Source organism: Shewanella psychropiezotolerans, assembly GCF_007197555.1.
Taxonomy (GTDB): domain Bacteria; phylum Pseudomonadota; class Gammaproteobacteria; order Enterobacterales; family Shewanellaceae; genus Shewanella; species Shewanella psychropiezotolerans.
The window spans coordinates 2,000,206-2,019,453 of record NZ_CP041614.1; the positions used below are offsets into that span (position 1 = coordinate 2,000,206).

General features: G+C 41.3%; 17 protein-coding genes and 1 pseudogene. 11 read left to right on the forward strand and 7 right to left on the reverse strand.

Annotation, left to right across the window (positions count from 1 at the left end; genetic code table 11):
* Positions 1–89 precede the first annotated feature (89 nt).
* The 3 genes from FM037_RS08875 to FM037_RS08885 form a co-directional block, all read right to left on the reverse strand.
* Positions 90–2,579 carry a penicillin acylase family protein gene (locus FM037_RS08875; RefSeq protein ID WP_185976987.1) on the reverse strand — a complete coding sequence of 830 codons (2,490 nt, stop codon included), beginning with the start codon at positions 2,577–2,579 and terminating at the stop codon, positions 90–92.
* 260 nt (positions 2,580–2,839) lie between these two features.
* Positions 2,840–3,922, reverse strand: coding sequence for a linear amide C-N hydrolase (locus FM037_RS08880; protein ID WP_185976988.1), 1,083 nt, complete (start codon positions 3,920–3,922; stop codon positions 2,840–2,842).
* A 92-nt stretch (positions 3,923–4,014) separates the two neighbouring features.
* The gene (locus FM037_RS08885) at positions 4,015–5,565 is read right to left on the reverse strand and encodes a phosphatidylserine decarboxylase (RefSeq protein ID WP_144045700.1); all 1,551 of its coding nucleotides are present in this window, start codon (positions 5,563–5,565) and stop codon (positions 4,015–4,017) included.
* 1,066 nt (positions 5,566–6,631) lie between these two features.
* Between FM037_RS08885 and madL the strand changes: the two genes are divergently transcribed.
* The 4 genes and pseudogenes from madL to FM037_RS08905 all read left to right on the forward strand — a co-directional run bounded on the left by madL (position 6,632) and on the right by FM037_RS08905 (position 10,720).
* Positions 6,632–7,012 (forward strand): malonate transporter subunit MadL, encoded by a 381-nt coding sequence (gene madL / locus FM037_RS08890; RefSeq protein ID WP_144045701.1) that lies wholly within the window; start codon positions 6,632–6,634, stop codon positions 7,010–7,012.
* Between the two features lie 64 nt (positions 7,013–7,076).
* Positions 7,077–7,840 (forward strand): annotated as a pseudogene (gene madM, locus FM037_RS08895) (malonate transporter subunit MadM).
* A 20-nt stretch (positions 7,841–7,860) separates the two neighbouring features.
* Complete coding sequence (locus FM037_RS08900; RefSeq protein ID WP_144045702.1) at positions 7,861–9,174, forward strand: malonyl-CoA decarboxylase; 1,314 nt, start codon at positions 7,861–7,863, stop codon at positions 9,172–9,174.
* Between the two features lie 43 nt (positions 9,175–9,217).
* Complete coding sequence (locus FM037_RS08905) at positions 9,218–10,720, forward strand: malonate--CoA ligase (RefSeq protein WP_144045703.1); 1,503 nt, start codon at positions 9,218–9,220, stop codon at positions 10,718–10,720.
* A gap of 239 nt (positions 10,721–10,959) precedes the next feature.
* On the opposite strand, the gene FM037_RS29270 is transcribed toward FM037_RS08905, so the two are convergent.
* Complete coding sequence (locus FM037_RS29270; RefSeq protein WP_229381124.1) at positions 10,960–11,160, reverse strand: tyrosine-type recombinase/integrase; 201 nt, start codon at positions 11,158–11,160, stop codon at positions 10,960–10,962.
* Positions 11,161–11,228: 68 nt separating this feature from the next.
* Positions 11,229–12,005, reverse strand: a complete 777-nt coding sequence (locus FM037_RS08910) for a phage integrase (RefSeq protein WP_229381125.1) — start codon at positions 12,003–12,005, stop codon at positions 11,229–11,231.
* A gap of 279 nt (positions 12,006–12,284) precedes the next feature.
* Here FM037_RS08910 and FM037_RS08915 point away from each other — a divergent pair, with 279 nt between their 5' ends.
* Positions 12,285–12,752 (forward strand): response regulator, encoded by a 468-nt coding sequence (locus FM037_RS08915; RefSeq protein WP_185976989.1) that lies wholly within the window; start codon positions 12,285–12,287, stop codon positions 12,750–12,752.
* A 337-nt stretch (positions 12,753–13,089) separates the two neighbouring features.
* On the opposite strand, the gene FM037_RS08920 is transcribed toward FM037_RS08915, so the two are convergent.
* Positions 13,090–13,371: a hypothetical protein gene (locus tag FM037_RS08920; RefSeq protein WP_144045705.1), complete on the reverse strand. Its 282-nt coding sequence runs from the start codon at positions 13,369–13,371 to the stop codon at positions 13,090–13,092.
* A 34-nt stretch (positions 13,372–13,405) separates the two neighbouring features.
* A complete protein-coding gene (locus FM037_RS08925; RefSeq protein WP_144045706.1) occupies positions 13,406–13,660 on the reverse strand; it encodes a hypothetical protein in 255 nt (84 codons plus the stop codon).
* Between the two features lie 1,051 nt (positions 13,661–14,711).
* On the opposite strand from FM037_RS08925, the gene FM037_RS08930 reads away from it, so the two are divergent.
* The 6 genes from FM037_RS08930 (at position 14,712) to FM037_RS08955 (ending at position 19,145) form a co-directional block, all read left to right on the forward strand.
* On the forward strand, positions 14,712–15,332 hold the full coding sequence (locus FM037_RS08930; RefSeq protein ID WP_144045707.1) for a type II secretion system protein: 621 nt from the start codon (positions 14,712–14,714) through the stop codon (positions 15,330–15,332).
* Positions 15,333–15,421: 89 nt separating this feature from the next.
* The gene (locus FM037_RS08935; RefSeq protein WP_144045708.1) at positions 15,422–16,834 is read left to right on the forward strand and encodes a type IV pilus modification PilV family protein; all 1,413 of its coding nucleotides are present in this window, start codon (positions 15,422–15,424) and stop codon (positions 16,832–16,834) included.
* Positions 16,831–17,241, forward strand: coding sequence for a hypothetical protein (locus FM037_RS08940; RefSeq protein WP_144045709.1), 411 nt, complete (start codon positions 16,831–16,833; stop codon positions 17,239–17,241). The genes FM037_RS08935 and FM037_RS08940 overlap by 4 nt, the downstream gene beginning before the upstream one ends.
* The gene (locus FM037_RS08945) at positions 17,228–17,950 is read left to right on the forward strand and encodes a hypothetical protein (RefSeq protein WP_144045710.1); all 723 of its coding nucleotides are present in this window, start codon (positions 17,228–17,230) and stop codon (positions 17,948–17,950) included. The genes FM037_RS08940 and FM037_RS08945 overlap by 14 nt, the downstream gene beginning before the upstream one ends.
* Positions 17,929–18,654, forward strand: a complete 726-nt coding sequence (locus tag FM037_RS08950) for a hypothetical protein (protein ID WP_144045711.1) — start codon at positions 17,929–17,931, stop codon at positions 18,652–18,654. Before FM037_RS08945 ends, FM037_RS08950 begins: the two co-directional genes overlap by 22 nt.
* A complete protein-coding gene (locus tag FM037_RS08955; RefSeq protein WP_144045712.1) occupies positions 18,651–19,145 on the forward strand; it encodes a hypothetical protein in 495 nt (164 codons plus the stop codon). Before FM037_RS08950 ends, FM037_RS08955 begins: the two co-directional genes overlap by 4 nt.
* Positions 19,146–19,248: the final 103 nt, after the last annotated feature.

A 19,248-nucleotide genomic window follows, 5' to 3' on the forward strand; every position in this document is an offset into this window, starting at 1 on the left:
CACTACTTGCGTCAGATACAACACTGTTAACCGTCGTTGAACTCAATGAGAAAACGGGTTAAGGCCAGTGTCATACCTCTTTAGCCATATTATTGTGACTCATTACGCTGTGAAGGTTTGACAGAACCAGACAATGGAATGACAAGTACCGTTTTGTCAGTGCTGTCTATTTTTAGATTATCGTATTCATTACTAACGGGTTTTAGATGAAAGTTAATGAAGTTTTTATATTGATCATTGTAGTGCTTGGCTTTTAAACCATGAGGGTCTATGAACCCTGACTGGCCAGGTGCAACGACTTCATAGGCTGCCACTTTATTGGCATAAAATACCGTCATATTATTCTCAGTACCACGATTAAGCGCTATGGGCGTATCGAGTGTTTCATCATCATTCGCCTGCGGTACACCAATATAGTTTTTATTGTTAAAACGCAATGTATCGACGTTTTCAAGCCAAGTTTGATTGTTCTCACCGTATTGCAGGGTCAAAGTCTTTATTGCTGCCGTTAAGGAATCAAGCTGAATTTTGTTGCTATCTTGGTGATTAAATAGACTTGAATTGGTCCAGATTGTGTTAAGCACTTTAGTGCCGATTGAAATGTTATAGCTGTTGGTCATTAATTTATCTTTATTGCCATATCCCGGGTTAGTGAACCAGTGTAGATGACTGTCTGGGATGACAGCAGAGTAAGTGATTCTAAGGGCCTCTTTAAGCCATGCTCTAAATAGTGTTGAACCTGGGTTATCATATTTTCCATCATTATTATTATCGGTATTACTATAATCCCAATGAGTAAGGATGTTAGCAGCCTGTCGGTGTAACGGTACATTACTGTTTTGTGCTAATGAGATTAATGAAGGGACAAAATGACGCGCATTAGGGTCAACAAATGCTGCGTGTTTCATGACCTCCCAAGCTGCTTTAGGAGAGAGTGTTGAATTAGCATCTACCTGTGTGGTGAGCTCTAGTGCGCGATCTATGGTGTTCCAGTTATACCACCACTGATCAGGATTTGGAAAGCCAGCCGCCGGACGGTTATTCCAGTTGGCAATGTAACCACTGATTGGATTAAGGACATGAGGATTGGTATGAAAGGGATACAAGCCAAGCCAATCTGCACTGCCATCACCAGGAGTCGGGGTTCTGCCATCAAAGCCCGGTCGACGAACGGGATAAAATCCCCCTAATGTGTAACCAATATTCCCTGATTGGTCGACATAATACCAATTAACATTGATTGCGCTCTCTGCAACATAGTCTGCCCATTGTTGGTAGTTTTGTGCTTTAGAGACTTTATTCCATGACAATAAAGTGGATAACTCTTTTCCAGCCCAACCTCTTTTTTTTGCATAGGCGATGCCTTGTTTGGCTTGGTATTTAATCACTGGGCCATAAACAGAGCGATAGACTGTGATGGATTTATCTGGTTGATTTTTGACTTTTATGATCTGTTTTTCTTGTTCGAAAGGAATATACAATCCTTTATAAAGGTATTTTTTGCTATCTTGAGGATCTAACGTTAACTGAAAGATGTCGACGTTATCTCCCGCTCCCCAAGTACTGCCCCATGATATGTGATCATTGTGACCGAACTGGATAAGCGGGTACCCTGCAGGAGAGTTGCCCACTGCGTTGTAGCCAGCCCCGTGAAGTCCAACAGAATACGTGTAGGCTGGACGATAAAAACCAAATTGAGGACCATTAATAAGCACTGCCTCAGCGTCTTTAAGTTTGTTTTTTCCCAGAATAAGAATGTTACTAAACGGCGCCTCATTAAAATCTTGCCATCTCAAAGTACCATGACGGCCAGATGTCGACACTGTAGGTTGTATTTTAGCTGTCAGTAACGGGGAGGAAGCAGTATTTTTGCCTTCTAATCTGTTAACTAATTCGGTTTTATAACGATCTCTGCCAGTAACTGACCACTCACCGGGAGCAATGGTATCTATGGCATCTTTACTCATGTGAGGTAACAACATGTTAAAAATTTCATTCGCTTTGTTGGAACCATGCTTATTCATGAGAGCCATTAAAAGCTGCTGGTTGTCGAGTTCGGTATTATAATCACCGAATCTGTTTATCATAGAACCAACAAATACCATGATCACATCAAATTCAGTCCATGTTGTCGGAGTAAACTGATGATCAATAAACTGTTTTGGCATTAATGTGTCTGGTGATCGATTTATCTTAACTATCCATTGGTTAATGCCATCTGCGTACCCTTTAAAAATGGCGGAGTCTGCTTGTGATAACTTAAGCATTGCAGCATGAATAGTATGAGGGTTGTAGTGTTCTCGAATCTTGATGTCCAGAGGAAGATATTTTTGCCCCATGACTTGTGCAACATTTCCCTGAGCGCTTCGCTTTGCCATTTCTAATTGGAAGAGTCTATCTTGAGAAATCGCATATCCATAACCATAAAATAGTCCATAATGGGTATCTGCGTAAATATGTGGTGTACCGTAAGTGTCACGTATTATGGTCACTTTTTGCGTTTCAGATAAACTATTACAACCACCAATAATTGAAAGGATTAATGATAGAAATATTATCACTAAATATTTATGAAACATAGTCGCTCCTTGTCTAGACTCAAAATACTGTGTTATTACAGTCTGATTTATTTGCATTTCTACCTCTAATCATAGTCTTTCTGAAGTATTGAGCTTGTGTCCCAAATATCATCATTATGCCTTTGGAGGTTGGTCAGCTGATGTTTTTAGTGTTGTCATTTAAATTTGTCGCCGGTTATTTGAATTCGTGCGTTTAGACATAAAACGAATGGTGAGAATGGACTAGTTAACTTCAACAAACCCCATGAAGGAATAACGGGCTAGCTATGTTTAACCAGATATAATTGCATAACACCTAGACCTTCTTTATATTCACCCGTGACATCGCCAGCAAGATCTGCGCGTGTCGCATCTAGAGTATAATTATTACCATCATTCAACTTATTAAAATCAGTGCTAAATAGCGTGAAACTATTTTGGTACCGATACTGAAAATAAATTATTTTCTGATTTAACCCATAAGTTATACTGTACTGAGACGCCGTTTTTATCATTTTCCCCTTCTTATGTTTATAGGGAATATTAATGGCTGAACTCGGTAAGGCGCTTTCTAGGGTAAGGATGGCGTTGATATAGCTTGTAGGAGTGGGTAAAGCCTCCAACATATATTTACCTCGGACAAATCGCTGTGAACTTTCTGCATTCCCGGGTAAAGGGAAGGAACCTATTATGTCACGGGTACTCTTGGGTTTTAATTTTTCCCAGTTTTTCAATTGGAAGTTATAAGCTGGACTATTGGTGAGCACATTATTTTCCGGACCATGATAAATCTTAAATTTTCCGTCTAAAATCTCAATCACCGCTGAATCTCCAGATTTATCTTGAACCATATAATGGCCACCGACAATTGAACCATTCAACAGGTGTTTATAAATATTGATTTTACCTATGTTGTTGACGACCTCATTGACCGTTTTAAAGTTATCTACAACGTAAGGGACTAGCAAGGTGTTCATTAAATCTTGTTGTCCTTCTATGGGGCGGGTATTGGTTTCCTCATCTAGTGACAGGGCACTCATAGACAGTCCGGCTTCATTGATGCCCTCAACGGCGGTAAAATGGGCTAACGTAGATATAATACTGCTGTATTTTGACGTCCAGATCACAGGGTTATTTGAGTTCGGGTCCTTATAGGTTTGTCCCTTAGCCCTCACTTCCAGGCTGGGCTCTGTTGGGAAACCGAAATCTTCGGTTCTGGAGATGATGACCCCAAAGTCATCTGTGTCCCAAACCAGTTTAGTGCAAGCAAAACTGAATGAGATTGTAACCAACAAACAAACAATGATACCTATGCTCATCCAGGCTGTTAAATGAGGTTGACTTAAACTGTTTAAATAACGCATAAGCACTCCGCGATTCATTAAATGGGGACGTGGTAAAGTAAAATGCCTCTTAGCAACCAAGTACAAAGAGGCACATAAGCTGAGCGTGTTGTTTAGATCCCGCTATTACTGGCCGGTATAGCAGGAGAGACTTCAGGTGTTGTACCTGCATCTATAATTGCAATCTGCGCCCCTAAGCGGGTTTGTATAGCAGGCGCAACCATGCCTTTTGAGAATAATAATATATCCAAAGAGCCGCCGTATCTAAAATTACCTAAGCGGGTGAATCCGCGCTTTACAGTGTCGCCGACGATAAATTCATCGGATAATACCACTGAGCCAATAGTATCTAACCCAACCGGAATGGAGGCTACATACCCTGTCTTGGATACCGTTTGCCCTTCATCGTCTATTGCATCATATTGAACTTCAATAATGACAACACCGCGTTGGAATTTTTGGAATTGAGAAAAATCAGTGCCAGAGCGGCCGACGTTACCCGATAATGGAACCCAGTTAACGAAATCAGGATAGCCATAAGTGCCAGTGTTAACGACCTCTTTATAGATGACTTCTCCTGATACTGGCGTATGAAAACTGTGGTAAGTGTTTGGCATCAAGACACAAGATAAGCCCGTTCCACCGACAAAATGATTTTTCATTTCGTTGGTAGCATCTCCCAATAAAGACTTGATACTGATTGGGGTATTTTTTACATCGATCACATCGTTTAACTCTAATGGATTTTCAATATAGGCGGTTTCAGTGATAAGGGTATCATCCATACTCAACACCTGAGTGAGCGGGTTCATGATACAATCTGTTGGTGAAGAGATAATATAATCTTCATCAGGCTTTGTGACGGGTCGATCTCTGATGGTTTGTGCGCCGGAGTCGGCATCGACATCAATGATGATACTGCGAGTAAAGAAATCATTCCAACTACTGAATCCACCTTCTGGAACAGTATAATCTTCGATTTCAATTCTATCATCTGTAGTCCAATTATCTACCAGTCCAAGAGAATCCGAAGAGTCCATATAGGTGCCGCGCTCAGTAGTAAAACTGTTCACGAAGTTATAGCCTACATATTCACCTAAAAGCCCTCCCTCAGGATCTTCACCTTGGACCCATAATTTTGCTAAGTCATTTCGGTAATAAAACCAAGCAAACTCTTGAATGTAGGCAAGGCCAGTATCCTTGTCACCCTCAATATCAGGTAAAAACTGACACCAGTTAGTAAAGACATCGATAGTGCGTTGAAATAGTTGGGCTGGGGTGCCTCCCTCCCAAGGGTTTAGTGCAGATGGGTCTTCACCTTCGGGGGTATCAGGGTTTAGGGGATAGACACCGATATATGACTCAGGTAATGAATGCATTTTAGAATTCATCGTTATGAAGTTACCAATAGTGGCGGCGTTATTACTGTATTTGTCAGCTAAGTAGGCCAGAGAATTAGCACAAGCGGAATTGGTGATAGCTTCAACTTGGCTTTGAGTAAATAACAGCTCACCTCTATCCGCGCCTGTAGATTGAGTATAAATATTGAGATTGTCTACTCTTACTTGTTGTTCTGCTGGTGTGCCTATAAGGTCGCTATCATCTGCGAAGGCCATATTAGCGAGTGTCATAGATATAAAAATTAATGATTTTGAGAATTTCATACACTTCCTTAATTAAATTTTTAATTGGTGGTAGAAAATATTAATTGGTCCATGTAACTTTATAAATGACGGTGCGTAATATTTATAATTGAGTAGTTGAACGTTAATAATGTCACCATTGTTTGTGGGATATTAATTTTATCTATATAAACATTACAAGTTGGATACTATGGTGTTCTGCTGGCTTTGTGTTGTTTTGTTTGTATCTGCAGTGTTTCGACTTTATTTCTATGAATTAAATGATGTGATTCCTATGCTTGTTTTTGAATTGAGTTGGAACTAATTAATTAATTGATTTGTTTTTTGGTTTTGCGTACGTTGTGTATTAGGAGGTAAAGTTAAGGTTGATTTTCTTCTGTCGACTTTAAATCGCTACGTGAGTAATCTAAGTTAAAGAAGTTGTGCAGCAGTTAATAATATCTATAGAGGTTATTGGTTGTTATAAGTGACGTGTTAATTCCTAGAGTGAGTTAACTTATAATACAAGTTTGTTGGGCGTTGTGGAGGAAGGTAACGTGCAGAGTGAAGTAGGTTTTACTGTAGGATCTCATATAGCTTCTATATTTGAAGTGGTTAAACCAAAGGTAATATGTCATCAGTGCAAAGAAAAGGTAAAAGTTCTTCTCTGCATCTTCCTAGAACGTGACAATATATATAAAGGTTAAGCAATCCATAAGGTCAATAGTTAAACATACGGAACATTCACTATCTACCGTTTGAAGATGAATTTTCCGTAATGGCGATATCACTAAATATAGGGCTATATCTACAGATATAAACGCCTTAGCAGGGATCTGCTAGCCGTGCAACAGAGGCTGATCCCGCCAATAAGAAACCCCAAGGATACAAAACGATGCTAGATGGCAGCATTAATATATGTATATTAATAAATTCGATTGTTAATGGTATGGGGTGTAAATGATGAATTGTTTAAACGTGCTTACCTGTTTAATTATTTTCTGGGTCGTAACGTTATCCAAAAAATATACTGGAATTACCTAACCCCCAAGTGACGTCTGTTGACTCTTTTCTAACAATTAACGTAAGTATAATAAAGGTAAGGTTTATGGTTGTTTACGGTGTGGCTCTACTCTCAGTGTGCATGCTTTTGGGCTTGTATCTGGGGAATATTCTGGGTGAATTACTTGGAGTGAAGGCGAATATTGGTGGTGTGGGTATCGCAATTTTGCTGCTAGTCACCTTTATTCACTTTTATGGTCGAAGAGGAGGCAGTAGTGGTGACCGCCCATTTAAATTGCATAATGACACGGCCATCGGCATCAGTTTTTGGAGCGCGATGTATATTCCGATAATTGTTGCGATGACAGCCAAACAAAACGTATTAGCCGCCGTGTCCGCAGGTCCTGTCGCTCTGGTTGCTGGAGTACTTTCTGTTGCCGCCAGTTTCGCATTGATCCCTGTGTTGACCCGATGGGGCAAAGCGTAGCAAATAAGGGCTCATTCGGGGAAAATTCAGAGACGGTTTCTAACAAACAGGAAAGGGAAAACTCATGATTACCACAGCCCTTGACAGTATTATCCGTAAAGATAGCCTGATTATTGCTTTTTTGTTTGTTGGTGTCGTTGTTTGGTTTTCGTACCTGATCTCCAGCAAATTAACCTTTGGCCGAATTCACGGCTCTGCGATTGCGATAACGCTTGGTTTATTGCTGGCTTATTTCGCCGGACTCGATACTGGGGGAGTAAAGGTGTTGCAGACTATCCGCTGCTGGCAGGTGTTTCTATAATGGGCGGTGCGATGTTTCGTGATTTTGCGATAATTGCAACGGCCTTCGGTGTCGATACCGATGACTTAAAAAAGGCCGGTTTAGTCGGCGCCTCTTCGGTGATTATTGGCGTGGTGCTTTCTTTCGTCGTTGGGGCGGTTGTCGCCGTGGCTTTTGGTTATACCGATGCTGTCTCTGTGACGACTATTGGCGCCGGTGCAGCGACCTATATCGTTGGGCCAGTGACTGGTGCGGCCCTGGGGGCATCGAGCGAAGTCATAGCACTGAGCATTGCCGCCGGACTGGTAAAGTCAGTGCTGGTGATGGTAGGGACACCGCTTTTTGCTCGTCATATCGGGCTAGATAATCCCCAGGCGGCTATGGTTTACGGCGGATTGATGGGGACAACCAGCGGTGTGGCTGGCGGCCTTGCTGCGACCGATCCCAAACTCGTTCCTTATGGTGCAATGACGGCAACTTTCTATACCGGTGTGGGGTGTTTGCTTGCACCTTCAGTGTTGTTTTTTATGGTACGTGGTCTGATGTGATTAATGGTGAGGGATAAGCAATGAATTATGGCAGAATATTACATGATATGTTCGCTAACATATTCAGCAAATCTGTAAAATTGGGTAAGGATCAAGATAAAAGACAACTTAATGATTTATGTGAGGCATTGCTGGTAGAAAACAGCGAAGTGACGGTAGCGAAACTGGCTAACAGTATTCTCAATAAATACAGTGAAACCAGTCAGGCTGATCAATGCCGATTTTTCCGGGATCTTACCGACAATTTCGACATCTCAACTTGTGATATTATTGACGCTGTTCAAGCTTACGATACCAATGACTCGTCGGCTAATCTCTACGCCCTACTCAAAGCAACAGAACCTCGACGTCAGGAATTACTGCGCCGCTTAAACTTAGTTAGTGGGGCAACCGAGCAGTTGGTGAGGATGCGTACAGATCTATTGGACTTAACCGCGGATAACCCCGAGATCAGCAAAACCGATATCGATTTTCAGCATTTGTTTATGTCGTGGTTTAATCGCGGTTTTCTAATGATAAGACCGATAAATTGGTCGACACCCGCTGAAATTCTCGAAAAAATTATTGCCTATGAAGCGGTCCACACCATTAATGATTGGGATGATCTGCGCCGTCGCTTGCTACCGTCTGATCGACGTTGTTTTGCTTTTTTTCATCCATCGATGCCAACCGAACCACTGATTTTCGTCCAGGTTGCCCTGTGTGAAGGGATCCCACAATCCATTCAAACCGTGTTAGCCGAAGATAGACCAGAGCTCAGTGAATTGAACGCCGATACTGCAGTTTTTTACTCCATTTCCAGCTGCCAGCGAGGACTTAAAGGGATTTCGTTCGGTAGCTTTTTGATTAAACAGGTGGTTGAAGAGTTGTCAAATGAGCTTGCCAATGTCAAAACTTTTGTCACCTTGTCTCCTGTGCCAGGATTCATGAAATGGTTCGGGAGCCAGGCACGAGAACAAGCGAAACAAAATCCGGATGGTGAAATCAATCAGCTGTATTTAACCATCAACGAATTGAGCCTACAACAATGGAGAGATCAGGGCGAACAACATCGGGATCGGTTGATGAAACTAGTAGCGACTTATTTCCTTACCGCCAAAAATAAGCTCGGCAAACCTTTAGATCCGGTTGCCCGTTTTCATTTGGGTAATGGCGCGATCTTAAAACAAATAAACTGGCTGGCAGATCTTTCTGACAAAGGTCTGCGTCAATCTAGTGGGATCATGGTTAATTATCTCTATGATTTATCCAGTCTTGAGGCGAATCACGAGGCTTATAGCAATAACAATATAGTTGCCGTTACCAAAGGTATTACCGCTTTACAGGATCATTAAAACCTATTTCCTGTCTTGAGATTATTTTGAGGAATCTGACATTATGACAAACATATTATATGACGCGTTATTCAAACCACACCAAGGGTGCAGCGATATTTTTTTGAGAATGACTGACGGCGAACATATAAGCTATGATGATTTCCTGTCGACTGCCAATCGATTTGCTGCGGTCTTGCAGGATGTGGGCGTGGATATTGGTGACCGAATCGCGGTTATGGTTGATAAAACGCCGCAAGCGCTGGCGATTTATGCTGCCAGTGTACAGATTGGCGCCGTCTATTTACCGCTCAATACTGCCTATACCACAACGGAACTAGCGTATTTTCTCAATGATGCACGCCCCGCAGTGTTATTGTGTGACGAAAGTAAATATGCCGGTATCATTGATATTGCCGACACTGTCGGTGCGACCGTGATGACACTTAATCGTGATGGCAGTGGATCACTGGCTGAGCTAGCACGAGAACAAACTCGGCAGGTTGACATCGTTGAGCGTGCTGATGATGATCTCGCCGCAATGCTCTATACCTCGGGTACCACCGGGAGGCCAAAGGGAGCGATGCTGTCACATGCTAATTTGTTATCTAATTCAAAAGCATTGGTTGACCTGTGGCAGTTTAGTGCAACCGATGTATTACTGCATGCGTTGCCAATATTTCATACTCATGGCTTGTTTGTCGCGATGAACGTTACCTTGCTCGCGGGCAGTTCGGTCATATTTATGTCCGCTTTTAATGTTGATACAATGATTGAACAAATGCCCAATGCGACAGTCCTGATGGGGGTGCCGACATTTTATACCCGCCTGTTAAATGACCCACGTTTTAACCAGACATTGACTGCTCACATGCGATTGTTTGTATCAGGCAGCGCGCCTCTGTTGACGGAAACCCATGAGCTGTTTTCCGAGCGTACTGGCCACTGTATTCTGGAACGCTACGGCATGACAGAAACCAATATGAATATCTCTAATCCCTATGATGGTGAAAGACGGCCCGGATCAGTTGGATTCCCACTGCCAGGCATAGCGGCACGTATTTGTCATCCAGATACTGGGGCAGAAATGGCTCAGGGTGACATAGGTGGCTTGGAAATCAAGGGACCTAATGTCTTTAAAGGCTACTGGAATATGCCGGAAAAAACGCGTGAGGAGTTTACTGATGACGGTTATTTTATTACCGGGGATCTAGCTACAGCCGATAAAGATGGTTATTTCCAAATTGTTGGCCGCTCCAAAGATCTGATTATTACCGGTGGTTTTAATGTTTACCCCAAAGAAGTGGAACTCTCTCTGGATGACGTGCCGGAGATCCTCGAATCAGCCGTTATTGGGATCGCGAACAAAGACTTTGGCGAAGCTGTCGTTGCTGTCGTTGTACTCAACAACAGAGCGAATATTTCAGAAAGTGAAGTTCTTACGCAAATTAGCAACAAGCTCGCTCGTTACAAACAACCTAAACGAATATTTTTTGTTGATGAACTCCCCCGTAATACCATGGGAAAAGTGCAAAAAAACAAGTTACGTGAAACCTTTATGGATTAGGCGCTAGCCCTATCAATGATGATCTCTTCAGAGAGCGCATTTTCCAGGCTGCGGCATCGTTGGGTTCGAGCACGCTGCCGCCAGGATGGGGGAAAACGAATACTCATGCTTACTCAAGAAAGATTACGGCCAGTGTTGGTAAACTTGCTTATTTTTATGTTGCGGATATGACCAAAGTGAATGTATTAAATATCACTTAATTACAATACCCATATCGTTAAATCGCTGAACTTAATAAATCAGCTATCGGATTTTTGGTAATGGCGTCGTCCAGATGATCGGGCAAACTGGGCGTAGCGCATGGTGTCTTTGATATCTGAATGTCCGAGTATCTGTCTTAACACTAATATGTTGCCACCCTTCATCATAAAATGGCTGGCAAACGTGTGCCGTAAGATATGCGTCATTTGTCTATCAGGGAACTGTAAGCCGGTTCGCATTATCGCTTGCTCAAAGGATCTCCTGCAGGGCCTGAATAGTGGACCACGTACTCTGGGGAGCATGTCTGCTAACTCTTGGGCAATCGGTACCGTGCGGTTCTTTTACCTTTGGTTTTAATAAAGGTGATCCGATTGTGTGCAATTTGACTGCCGTGCAGCCCCTCGGCCTCTAACCAACGACAGCCGGTGGCTAAACAAGTGAGTACGATGGTTTTCAGGTGTTTATATTTAGCGTTGTCACACTCGGTTAAAATAAGTGGAATTTCTTCCGGGTAGAGGAACGCCAGCTCGATGTCTTCTATTTTAAATTGCTCAAGACCCTCTAGCGGGTTGGGGTGTGTCCATTCACCGAGTTTTTTAAGCGTAGTGAAGACAGTATTTAAATAGGCATGTTCATGATTGACCGTGTGCGGCTTCACTTTATTCTTATTGCCCTGGGCATCTTCCACTTCCCCATCGAGTCGCATTTGGCGATAGTTAGCAAAGTCATTGACGCAGATCTTACTGGCAACAGGGTCGCCCATGGCATGACTCATCATAGTTAACTTAGCCATGCGCTGTTCGGGTTTGGTCAATTGACGCCCGTGAAGATCATGCCACTTCTTTATCAATTCTGACAATCGACGGTGATCGACCTTTTCACCTAGCCAGGGTTTGTCATCAACTTTCTTCATGGTGAATAGCTCAAACGCGGCAGCCTCACCTTCTAGTGGCAAACTTTTTACGGATACGTTTACCGTGCCCCGTCCATGGGGGTAGCATTCACATAGCCACGGTTTGTTAGTGTCGTTTTTGAGATTACGGATAGACATAGTGATATCAACGCCAAAAGGAGTGGTGCTCAAAACTCATTGTCGAACACGGACTTGGCTGTCGGATATACTTCCTCGTCAATCAGGAACTCAGTCCATGATGTTGGCTCCGGTACGGATAGGGCTGCCTTAACATTGCAGATGATGAAGTTAAATCTCACGTTTATTCAGGCTATTGATATCTAAGTGTAAATTTGGTATTTGTTCTGTTCTTAGAAAAGTGATTTACCATGATTTATATCTTTTTATTTTGGCTATGTGATGGGGGAGCATACTATGTTGAATCAGAAATGTTAGTCGTGTGGAATGACAATGACAAAAAAGCGAATAAAGGCAAAGAAGCGAATATTGATAGCAGATGATGATCCGATTTCAAGAAGGGTGAATAAGGATATTTTTACCTCGTTTGGGTTTGACGTTGATTTGGTGGTCAATGGCCGCGAAGCGATAGAATGTTTTAAGTTATCTTTACAAGAACATTCCCCCTATTCCCTTATCTGTCTGGATATGGTGATGCCATTTTTCGACGGTACCTATGCTTTGAATGAAATTAGACTCATGGAGGCCAATAATACTGACGTGAAAACTGTACCCATTCCCATTGCGATGATGACGTCTAAAAAATGCAAAAGAAATAGAAACAGTATATTGAGTGTGAAAAACTTAATAAATGCTTATTTACTAAAGCCATTATCCATAGATGTCATGGATGAATTACTGATAAAGCTGAATATTAAGCCTCAGGAACGCAGACCCGTCTATCCATTCCTTACTGTCTAGATCATGAAGAGACAGTCTACTCCTCCATCGCTTAGTATTTCTGCCTCGTTGACTGTCATTGAAGGAATATACCCGCTACTTTTAATCAAAATGGCGGGGCTGTTAACGCTGCTGTTGCAACGTTTGCTCCTAGGGCGAAAGTGCACCATATTGTGGACAGTAGTTATTAAAGGGGGACTAGACTTAAGTTTTAGCAATGGACTGAGTACCAAAGGCCCCACGGGGGAGAGGGTGATCAAAAGCTTAGCCGCTGTGGCAGAGGCTGAGCCAATGTTAGAAAGAGCCAATGACGGGCGAAAAACGGCAATGGGGATCGGCAGTGTAATTGATTGTATGCTTACGCTGCTGTTTTCAACATTGCTTCACCGGCATAGCGTTCCCAATGTTGTTGCCCGCTATTACTGGATATTGAAGCCCTAACCTGAAGTAGAGAGTGCAGCCCTTTACGTGACCACTTCATATGTTGTTGCCGCTGTTCCTGTTTTTCTTGGAGGTGATTTTTTATCTCCTCAAGCCGGATTATTGCCCTGTCTGGGTAGCCTCGCCACAAATGCCGTTTAGCACGTTTTGCTTTTTCTAGTAGCGTTTGATTTTTTAGTGAAAGATTCTCAAATTTCATGGCAATATGAAATCAATCCAGTATCCGTGTGACATCATGGCGCTACCGCATTTATCACATTCCAGCAATTATCAGCACCGCCACATATCGCTGTCCTTGAGGTATCTTTGCTCATGCCTTGCTTGATGGCTGACTCCAGAGCTGCTTGTTTAAGGTATGATTGTTCGTCGGCCGAAGCGGTGCAGTGTTTGATGGTTAATTTACCCCTTAAGGTCGAAACTGCCCCCTCCTGCTTTAGCTGTCCCCCGCGGTAATCAATCTGCTCTGGATCAAAGATGACCGCGGTCATGACTTCAAAGCGCTTTTTATCAGCTACTTGGGGCTGGATAGAGTTATCAGTACCTACCGATAAACTAAGATATTATCCGATGTATTCTGTAGCTTTTTAACCCGCTCATGGCTATTAATACTCCGCTTCTTTGATGAGAGTAAAGTCATTATATGCTCCGCATCCTGGTAACTGTGTTTAGCGCCCATTTCAGTTTGAATCCTAGCAAGATCAGGGTGAATAGCGCTACCAAAAAGTGAATTGATACTGGGTATACTTTTCCATTTATATTTGAGACAGATTTGCTTTCTGGTGGAAACTTTGTGGTCAGTGTAGACGCCATGAAAATTGGATTTCACGTAACCATTGCGGATGATTTTGTTATTACATCGAGGTCATCGACTTGATATTAATGAGCGAGTGAGATTTTACTTAGCCAGCTTCATTTACGATTTCAACAATGACACGTACGCTAAGATTCATATTAGGCTCGCTTATACAATTCCCTTAATCAAAGCAAAGCCTATTTAGCATACAAATTAATTACACTTCCCTATAGATAAGCCTCCTGTAACTGGAGCAAGAAGCAAGAGGATATTTGTCAATTTTATGTTTAAAGTAAATTCACAGCATATATAAAATATATAGAAAAGATTAAATCTTTAGTAGACAGAGGGTTAGCCATAAAAAATATAAATCACATCATTTCACTAACGCTTTTACAGTATCTTCATTCAAAGTAGCGCCGCTCACCGATTTAGGTAATAAAGCTAAAAACCAATTACCGAATGACGGTTAAACTGGTTTTTGTTAACTCAAAAACACATTGTTACGGCTTTTACAGCGAATAGAATCATTGTCCACATCGATGTTTGAGTATTCAAATATCGACATGGCGATCGACAGGCATTCATTGATATCAGTCGTTTTGCTCCCCGTCCATCAATTTTTGTCGGGGTGTTAGCCCTCTTTAATTTTCAATATATTAAGGAGGCCAACTGCAGCAATAAAAGAAATGGGGCGAAAGCCCTTGGATAAACGGCAAATTAGCTAACTTAGGATAAACTTTAAAATGCAACGTAAAACACGTAAAAACTTTCACGGTCACAAAAAAGCACGCGGATTGGCATTACTCGAGATATTAATCGCCATTGGTATCTTAGGATTAATAGCAGCGGGTGTTGCCACCTTAGCTTCTAGAACTTTTGAAAAGCAAGATCTTAAAGATATTCAAACGGATATGACTGATGTTTCTATTGCGCTTCAACAAGTCTATAGCCGCGCTGCACAATATGTTGATACTTCGTCTCTGTCCGTTCAAGAATTTGCAGACTCAAAAGCAATTGATCCAAGTGTAGCAATTAACCCACTGACAAATTCGGCTTATCTCTTTAGTGTGGCTAAGGTCCGTGCTACCGATACCTTAGATACTGGTTTTGTACTTGGGATTGATAATGCAAATCAAACCGCATGTAATGCGTTGATAACAGGACCACTGCTTGATGATGCAGATTACATTACGGTTATGGATACTGGTGGGTCTATTGCGGATCAAACTTTTGATGTCGCTGGTACTATTGACATTAAAAATACAACTGATGGCATTAACCAAGATATATACGACCCTACAATTGTGCTTACATTATGTCCTAGTGCGACTGACCAAAATCTTATCGTGATCGGTTATAAATAATATCGTTAAATAAATAACAACCGCTCAACGAGTATATTGAGCGGTTGAACATTGTTAGCCAATAATTTGAATTCCTTGGATGTCTTATTATGAAAAAGCAACATGGCATGGCGCTATTAGAAGTCTTGATCGCTGTTTCTATTCTTGGTGTTATTACTGTGGGGGTTATGCAACTTCAAAGTAGACAGATGAAGAGTCAGTTTAAAACTTTAGCAGCAGCAAAAGTGGCTAAAATCTATCAACTCAGTACTCAGGTCATGTTTGATCCCTTAGTAAAACGAAAAGATTCAACCGATGATATTTCATCTTGGAAAATCAATGACACTATTAAAGGATTAAAAGATAGCATTACGACTGGAGTTGAATATATCTATCTTGATGTGAAAACATCAAGTAACCAAATAGTCGCCAATTTTTTTAATGGGGCTGAATATGGTACCAGTAATGATAGTTGTGACCCCTCTTTAGGGGTGGATAATGAGCGTGTTAACTGTTCAGCTGGATTGAGAGACACCGTTATCTTGGGCACGATTTACAGGGTTAGGGGCATAAAAGTTAATGGTGCAGAGCAATCATTTTTTTCGATAAATCATATTGATAACTCAAATATTAGTGATGTTAAGCCCACAGTTATCACCATATTTATTGATGGTCTTCATGGACAAGAGGGTCTTAAGGATATTTATGATGTAGCAGAAGCGGTGAGTGAGCAAGTGTCACAAATCGATGACATGGAGAACAGCGCCTATGCGGATATCCATATTGCAGATTTCAGTGGGGCGGTGACGACTTATGATACAGGGATTAATGCCCATGAAGCCCTGTTAGATGACAGGTTAATGATGATAACTGGAGACATGGGGCTTGCCATTGTTTTTGAGCTAGATGGCACCCAAGCGTTAAGAAGTGATGGCATGGTGGCGATGCAAGAAAGTCGCTCGCTGTGCTGGAATGTCACCGTTGGTGCTGCCGAGAATGATGTTATTTGTCAATCGGCCATTTCATCAATAGCTAATATTGATAATGGCCTCGATGGTAACCTGGAGCCATCAAGGTTTTTACAAACCGACGGTAACTTACTGTACCAGACAGCGGATCAAGTGTCGCCGGATAAGGTTTATCGCACCCCGGTAGAAGTGGTCGTGGATGCTTTCGATGCCTCTGGTAACGATATTATAATTGCCAAACCCGTGTGCCCGACAATCCAAGGAAATGAGTTACTGCCCCATCTGTCTGTGATCAGCAGTTCTTTTTCGGGCAGTCATTTTGGTGACTTCCCTGAAGTGGATGCTTCTGACTATGGGGATAATAGTATCTCTAGTGCTGATGAACCTGCAGAGTTGGTGTCGGGAGTATTATTTAGATGGGAGGATATAGACGGACTATCTTGGTCGCTGACGGGCATTGTCGGCTCTCCAAATGATGTAAACGGTGATGATGGAAAAAATCCAGAATCATTACAAATAGTGGCATTACGTTGGTGTGAAGTTGAAAAATCATGATGAAAATAAAATATATATTTAAATCAATATTAATAGCAGCATTAAGTTTAAGCATATTGCCGATAGCTGCGTTTGCAAATGATAATACAGTAATGAATGACGACAGTAATATAGGAATTAGTGTAGATAGTCATTTAGTAGCAAATGATGATAGTAAAAAAATAAGTCTCATCATTGAAAAAGGTAATAGTGTCGAGTTGATTGTGACCCATTTTGTTAAACAGTTTGACTATCAAATAAAATGGGATACCGAAGATTTTATTTCGGGCTATAGAGTGAGTTATGAAGGCGAAGATCCTATGGATGTTCTTAAAGAATTTGTGAATGATGTTCGTAAAAACGGTAAGCTAATTAAAGCCACTGTTTACAAGAATAATATATTGGTGGTAGAAAATGAAAGTAAATAAATTGGCTGTTATTGTTGTTACAATTACAGCTCTTTTGTCGGCATGTGCAGATATGTCATCATTTTCACGGGAAGTCGATGAAATTGATAGTAATAAAGCTGAAATGGATAAACAGTTTTCAGCCTTTAAAGTCTCAGGAACTAATTATTTAGACCTGCGAGATAATAGCGTATATCCAAATAGTTATTGGGGGTTGAATATAAAAACAACTTATTTTACCCCCGTTACCATTAATGAGGTGCTTAACAAGCTCGCCAATGAAATGCATGTATCTTATTTTGACAAAGGAGAGAATACCAACCTCAAAATAAAGATCATGTTTGAAGGCTCGGTGGATGACTATCTTAAATATCTAGCGGATGCTTATGATGTGTTTATCGATGTGGATAAAAGTAAAATTGTAAAAAGAAACCATAAGACAAAAATATATACACTCTATAATTCACGCTATCTGAAAAATGAATCAAAATATGCGTTTGGCTCAGCGATCGTCGATAGCGAAGGTGGAGGAAATGGGTTTTCAGGTTCAATAGAAATTGGTGGTACGGTCGATTTATGGAAAGAGGTTGAGGATTATTTGGAGTCGATGAAAGAGGAGAATGCCTCTTTTAGGTATTCTATTTTTAGAGAATTTTCTCAAATATCGACGACAGGTGATAAAAAGAATTGGATCGTATCGCGCTATTTGTGGAAAATTATAATCAATTAGCCTCTACGGAAATTAAGATTTCCTACAAAATAGTGACCATTAGTCAAGCGACGTTGAAGGCCATTGGCGCGGATATTCAAGGCGGTGATGGCTCATCATTCCAAATCGATGCGTCGGCAGCCAATGGCTTTGGTGGTCTCGATGTGGGCTCTGCGTTACTTGGCTCTGCGGTAGATGGCAGTACAGATAAAATTGGGGGGTCGTTAACCGCACAATTAATAAAAAGTGGCGCTCGAGTGATGAACGAAGGGGTAGCCGTGAGTTTAAACGGCAAACCTATCCCTGTGAATTCGGTAAATGAAATAGGCTATGTGAGTACCATTACTCGGGAGCCAGGTACCGGTGATAACGATGCGGCGGAGACAATCGAAACCGATACGTTAGAAACGGGCATGTCTTTTATGATTGTCCCGCAAGTGTTAGCCGATGGTCGAGTGAATATCACCATGGGATATTCAAGAAAAAAATTAAATGAATTAGTATCCTTTGGCGCGACAGGGGATTCGGTGCAATTACCCGATCTATCACGCAATGAGAATATTAATAACTTTATCGTAGAAGTAGGCCAAGAAACCGTGGCTGCCATATTCACGGAGGAGCAAATCACTCGAGGTGATTTTACTGGGTTAATGGGTAAGTCAATGAGTGATTCAGATTCAGGGAGTGTTACCATGCTCATCGTTAAGGTTGATACCAAGACATGAAAATTATCACTGATTCAATATGGTATTGTAGCCACCCGGAAAAACTTAACTTCCTCGAGAAGAATAAAGGTATATACAAACTCATATTTAATAGTGATGAATCGGGGAAAATAAATCTTTGTATCAATCTGAAATTACAAAGAAAAGATGAATCTAAAAATATTCCATTGGCAAAGTTTCTTATAGATAAAGAATATATTACCCATGAAGGTCACTATTATGTCGATTATAAAGATGGTAACCAATATAGTATTTTTTATAAGAATGACATGATTTATCCTTTTTCAGACCGAGTGTGCAGTGAGCATATCGTTAAGCAATTAAAACGATTTTTTTCTATCAAGGACACTCAAACGATTGTGCTGGGTAAAGAAGACCTGAAATTGGTCAAAAATGAAGAGATTATGATTAAAATGAGTACAGTAATAAAAATAATGCTTGGTATATTTACCTCGTCGGCATTGGCATCGTTAGCCTACTTTTTTTTATAGACCATTATGGATATCGTATTAAGTAAAGCCAAGTTGTATTTATTGGTCGCTGCAGTATCTGCGGTGGTTATGGGGGGGGCTTTGGCACCTATGTTTATAAAGA